Raw genomic sequence first — 4125 nt, forward strand, 5'->3', positions numbered from 1 at the left:
CCCTTGTCCTCTTAAAGGCTGCCTCAGTAGGACTCGAACCTACAACCGCGCGGTTAACAGCCGCTTGCTCTACCATTGAGCTATGAGGCAACGAAGCCCCCCAGGTCGGAATCGAACCGACGACCTCCTGTTCTTCAGACAGGCGCTAACTACCAACTGAGCTACCGGGGGATAAAAGAAGAGATTATGTAACGAGAGCGGAGGGACTTGAACCCTCAAATCTTCAGTTTCGTAGACTGAGATGTTATCCAGTTACACCACACTCTCAAAACGGAGAGAACAGGATTTGAACCTGCGACGGGTATTAACTACCCGTTTCCTCTTAGCAGGAGGACGCTTTCAGCCACTCAGCCACCTCTCCATAGTGGGCCGAGCAGGATTTGAACCTGCGTGCAAAAAGAACAGTTTTACAGACTGTCGCCTTCAGCCAGACTCGGCCACCGACCCATAATCATTCCCTCGACGAGAATTGAACTCGCATCTATGCTTTGAAAGAGCACTGACTTAACCATTCGTCCACGAGGGCATAATTTACCGAATTTTAGATTTTGGATTAAATTTATTAATTTAAAAAATCTAAAATTGTCTGACACAGGGACTAGGATTTGAACCTAGAACATCGGATTTGGAGTCACGAGGTGTTACCGTTACACCATCCCTGCATTTGGTGGCAGCGGCGGGATTTGCACCCGCATATACCAGGGTATGAACCTGGGGCTTTGCTGATTAAGCTACGCTGCGATCGCACCAAAGGCTGAGGTGAGATTTGAACTCACGATGTCGGTTTTGCAGACCGACGCCTTCGACCACTTGGCTACTCAGCCATTTGGGAGTCCCGACGAGATTTGCACTCGCAATCTTCAGCTTGAGGAGGCAGCGCGTTGCGGAGGTTCCCTCCGTTGTAGCGACTGCCGTAGGCTGACGGCTTAAACTATTCGCCTACAGGACTGCAACCAGGGTGACGGGACTTGAACCCGCAACATTTCCGCAGACAACGGAACGCTCTAGCCAATTGAGCTACACCCCGATTTTTTGAATCTGTGCTTAAACTTTGAGGTTTTTAGGCACAGATTTTGTTGGTGAACTTGCCCATTTCTTATTTAGTTTTCAAGGTTCAGATAATTAACTTTTTACTGTTAGAAACTGTTAAGAAAACAACCGAAATTCTAGGTAGCAAGCCTGTTGTGTATTACGGATGTATTCAGTGGTTTTAATGAGTGCAAACTTAGAACTTTTTTCGTTTGTTGCCTCTACTACCGATGGTTTGCAAGTAAAAGCAGCTTTGTTGGCTAGGGATTCTGGTTTATTCCAACGCCTTTCCCTTAGTTGGATGTAGAACATAAATTTGACTCTTGAGAAGCTTTGTCTTTCGCCTCACTACAAATATACTACAAAATACTACAAGAGGTGTCAAGGGGTTTTAGAAAGTTTTTTTGAAATTGTCTAGAAAATCTTCTGTGCTTAGATTTGAGCTTGATCGCACCTCTGAAAAGTCAAACTACAGCTTATGATTGGTTGATCTTTAAAAGCCTGACGTGACAAACAACTCCTTCAAGCGACAACAGATAATTAGTTTTGTCGCGATCGCCTCTACGATTACAGCTTGTAGTATTGCTCCAGGAACCTCCCCACAATTGGGGTTGAACAAGCCACTAAACAAAATCCATACTGCACTTCAAGATCCAGCAAAGGGCCAAATTAATGCCCAATTACTGCCATCAGACAAAGTAGAAAACCCTACCTTTACAGTCCCAGCTAAATTTCAGGGAAAAACAGTTTATAAGGTGCAACCCAGCAACAACGAAAAGGTTATTGCTTTAAGCATTGATGATGGCCCCTGGCCAAAAACAACCCTAGAAATGCTGGATATCTTGAAGCAAAATGATGTTAAAGCAACATTCTTTTGGGTAGGACAAGCTTTAGAAGCAAATCCAGACTTAGCCAAGCGTGAAGTAGCCGAGGGACACGCCATTGGCAACCATACTTGGCATCATTGGTATCGGCGAATGGATGAAGCCACAGCCAAGAGTGAAATCGATCGCACAGCGGATCTGATATACAAAACTACAGGGGTCAAAACTTCTCTGTTTCGTCCTCCTGGAGGCTTTTTAAATAACGGACTAGCTGCTTACGCCAAAAGCCAGAAAAATACTGTCATTATGTGGTCGCTAACTTCTGCTGATACCGATCCTCACACCAAACCGCAGGCATTTGTAAATAATGTCTTGAAAGGCGTGAAACCTGGTTTCATTGTTTTAATGCATGATGGTGGTGGCGATGTCTAGCGACAAGCCGCTGACGCTCCTTCGTCGCTACCGCTTCGCTAATGCGTCTACGCCACAGAACTGTAGAAGCTTTGCCACAAATCATCGCCGGACTCAAACAGCAAGGCTACCGATTTGTAACAATTCCCGAACTACTAAAAATGGCGCAATAAAGGGTGAGAAATTCTCCTCACCCGACTATTTCGTTTATTCGCTCATGACAGAGGCACAAGATTGAGCTTCTTGCCAAAGTTTGTGCAAAAAGAACTCAGCGCGATCGCTCATAGTGGTGACAAACACACCGACAGAATCCTTAGAACTAGCTGATAGCCAAGAACCCCGGAGGGTGACTTCCATATATTCGGCATCGCACGTACAGAGGGCAATGATTTCTCTGTCATCTTTTTTTACCTCAGCCCCCAGCACTTCTACTCCTGGCAAATCAACAGGAAGCAAAAAGGAAGCGGTATTGGGTTCAATGCATAAACTTTGCCCAACTCGCAGGGCTAAAATCACTCGTTGCGCTACCCATTCTTCTAGCGACAAAGTGACACATTCTAAATCAAAACTGCTTTCAGTGTAAGTTAATTTCAGCATTCCTTATGCTCTCCTGTTATTCCAGGTTTGCTTGCATATCTATCCAAAACTGTTCAGCAAAAGAAATCGCGGGGTGAATTGGCGCTTTTGGTTTGGTACGCAGTTGCATACCAGTTTCAAACAGGGTGCGATCGCCTTTACGGGAGTTACATCTTTCACAAGCTGCGACTACGTTATCCCAAGTGTGAGAACCGCCTTTAGAACGTGGCATCACATGATCTAGCGTTAGATGTTTGCTGCTGCCGCAATATTGGCAACTGTGATGGTCTCGTCGCAATACTTCTCGCCGATTTACTGGCGGAACTTTCCACATCCGCTCATTAGAAGTGATTGTCAAGCGAATATGTTTTGGCACATCAATTACCAAACTGGGTGAGTGAACTTGCCATCCGCTTTCTGTGGTAAAACCCAGCGGTTGCGCCTTGTTGGTTACTAACAGCACAATAGCCCGCTTGATATTGACCCTACATAGTGGCAAGTAATTTTGAGAAAACACCACCACAGATTGCTCTAACACTTGCATTGCGTTCGCGCCGCGCATGGAAGATATCGTCACAGCTTAACTCCTTATAAAAAAACCCCCGCTTCAAGTTTTCGGTGAAGCGGGGGTTAGAATTGACCGGAAAATTTTCTGGTCTCATATCGGTACAGGATTCCTTTGCCTGTACCCCCCGCTTTTTTGATTTAGTTGTGGTTTTGCAATTAGTGCACTAATGCCTACATACTTATAATCATCATTACCTTCTGTGATTTGCCCATGATTTCGGCTACCATCGCCCATAAATAAATACTCCACTTCCATAGCAGCTGATTCCCAATTGGTTCGGCAATTGGTAACGCACAAAATTGAAGTAGAGATGGGGTAAATGGATTTCACAGAAAATTTCACCTATTGAACATTCCTTTAAACATACTACACTTGTATTACTATCCTGTCTATACCTTTAAGGAGAAAAACTGATGCATACGATCGCTCGCACCCCAACCACTGATATGGAAGTTACCAGCATTCGCCTAGAGAGAGAACTCAAAGATAAGCTCAAAGAAATAGCTGGGAATCAGGGATATCAAGCTCTGATCCGAGATATCCTTTGGAATTATGTCCAGCAAAAATCAGGTGAGTGGAAACCTCGATTTTCGCGATCCGACATTCGAGCTAGCATAGCTGCCACAGCTCAGCAAGAAGAACGCTGTGTACTTACAGGTCAACTAATTCAACCCCAAGAACCGATGTTGTTAGGACTAACGAGGAATGGCGATATGG

The 4125-nt window shown here is 44.9% G+C and carries 4 protein-coding genes, 11 tRNA genes and 1 pseudogene; 2 read left to right on the forward strand and 14 right to left on the reverse strand.

Features of this window, described 5'->3' with window-relative positions; all coding sequences use genetic code 11:
* Nucleotides 1–18 precede the first annotated feature (18 nt).
* The 12 genes from IQ229_RS16055 to IQ229_RS16110 form a co-directional block, all read right to left on the reverse strand.
* Nucleotides 19–90 (reverse strand) — tRNA-Asn (locus tag IQ229_RS16055).
* 6 nt (nucleotides 91–96) lie between these two features.
* Nucleotides 97–171, reverse strand: a tRNA-Phe gene (locus IQ229_RS16060).
* A gap of 21 nt (nucleotides 172–192) precedes the next feature.
* Nucleotides 193–267, reverse strand: a tRNA-Arg gene (locus IQ229_RS16065).
* A gap of 4 nt (nucleotides 268–271) precedes the next feature.
* A tRNA-Ser gene (locus IQ229_RS16070) sits at nucleotides 272–361 on the reverse strand.
* Between the two features lie 4 nt (nucleotides 362–365).
* Nucleotides 366–447: transfer RNA gene (locus tag IQ229_RS16075), tRNA-Tyr, on the reverse strand.
* A 7-nt stretch (nucleotides 448–454) separates the two neighbouring features.
* Nucleotides 455–525 (reverse strand) — tRNA-Glu (locus IQ229_RS16080).
* 65 nt (nucleotides 526–590) lie between these two features.
* A tRNA-Trp gene (locus IQ229_RS16085) sits at nucleotides 591–662 on the reverse strand.
* A gap of 3 nt (nucleotides 663–665) precedes the next feature.
* A tRNA-Met gene (locus IQ229_RS16090) sits at nucleotides 666–741 on the reverse strand.
* Between the two features lie 10 nt (nucleotides 742–751).
* Nucleotides 752–824, reverse strand: a tRNA-Cys gene (locus IQ229_RS16095).
* 3 nt (nucleotides 825–827) lie between these two features.
* Nucleotides 828–949, reverse strand: a tRNA-OTHER gene (locus IQ229_RS16100).
* A 4-nt stretch (nucleotides 950–953) separates the two neighbouring features.
* Nucleotides 954–1027, reverse strand: a tRNA-Asp gene (locus IQ229_RS16105).
* A gap of 119 nt (nucleotides 1028–1146) precedes the next feature.
* Nucleotides 1147–1341: a hypothetical protein gene (locus tag IQ229_RS16110; RefSeq protein ID WP_194045328.1), complete on the reverse strand. Its 195-nt coding sequence runs from the start codon at nucleotides 1339–1341 to the stop codon at nucleotides 1147–1149.
* A gap of 194 nt (nucleotides 1342–1535) precedes the next feature.
* Between IQ229_RS16110 and IQ229_RS16115 the strand changes: the two are divergent.
* Nucleotides 1536–2437, forward strand: a pseudogene (locus IQ229_RS16115) (polysaccharide deacetylase family protein).
* A gap of 34 nt (nucleotides 2438–2471) precedes the next feature.
* On the opposite strand, the gene IQ229_RS16120 reads toward IQ229_RS16115, so the two are convergent.
* Nucleotides 2472–2861, reverse strand: a complete 390-nt coding sequence (locus tag IQ229_RS16120; RefSeq protein WP_194045330.1) for an alr0857 family protein — start codon at nucleotides 2859–2861, stop codon at nucleotides 2472–2474.
* A gap of 16 nt (nucleotides 2862–2877) precedes the next feature.
* Nucleotides 2878–3384, reverse strand: coding sequence for an HNH endonuclease (locus IQ229_RS16125; RefSeq protein WP_194045334.1), 507 nt, complete (start codon nucleotides 3382–3384; stop codon nucleotides 2878–2880).
* A gap of 437 nt (nucleotides 3385–3821) precedes the next feature.
* On the opposite strand from IQ229_RS16125, the gene IQ229_RS16130 reads away from it, so the two are divergent.
* The coding region (locus tag IQ229_RS16130) for a ribbon-helix-helix domain-containing protein (RefSeq protein WP_194045332.1) at nucleotides 3822–4125 on the forward strand (304 nt) is incomplete at its 3' end.

The organism is Nostoc cf. edaphicum LEGE 07299 (assembly GCF_015207245.1).
GTDB lineage: Bacteria > Cyanobacteriota > Cyanobacteriia > Cyanobacteriales > Nostocaceae > Nostoc > Nostoc edaphicum_B.

Coding starts and splice junctions, on each gene's coding strand:
- IQ229_RS16120 (WP_194045330.1), bottom strand. CDS start 2,861: ATGCTGAAATTAACTTACACTGAAAGCAGTTTTGATTTAGAATGTGTC.
- IQ229_RS16125 (WP_194045334.1), bottom strand. CDS start 3,384: ATGCAAGTGTTAGAGCAATCTGTGGTGGTGTTTTCTCAAAATTACTTG.
- IQ229_RS16110 (WP_194045328.1), bottom strand. CDS start 1,341: ATGTTCTACATCCAACTAAGGGAAAGGCGTTGGAATAAACCAGAATCC.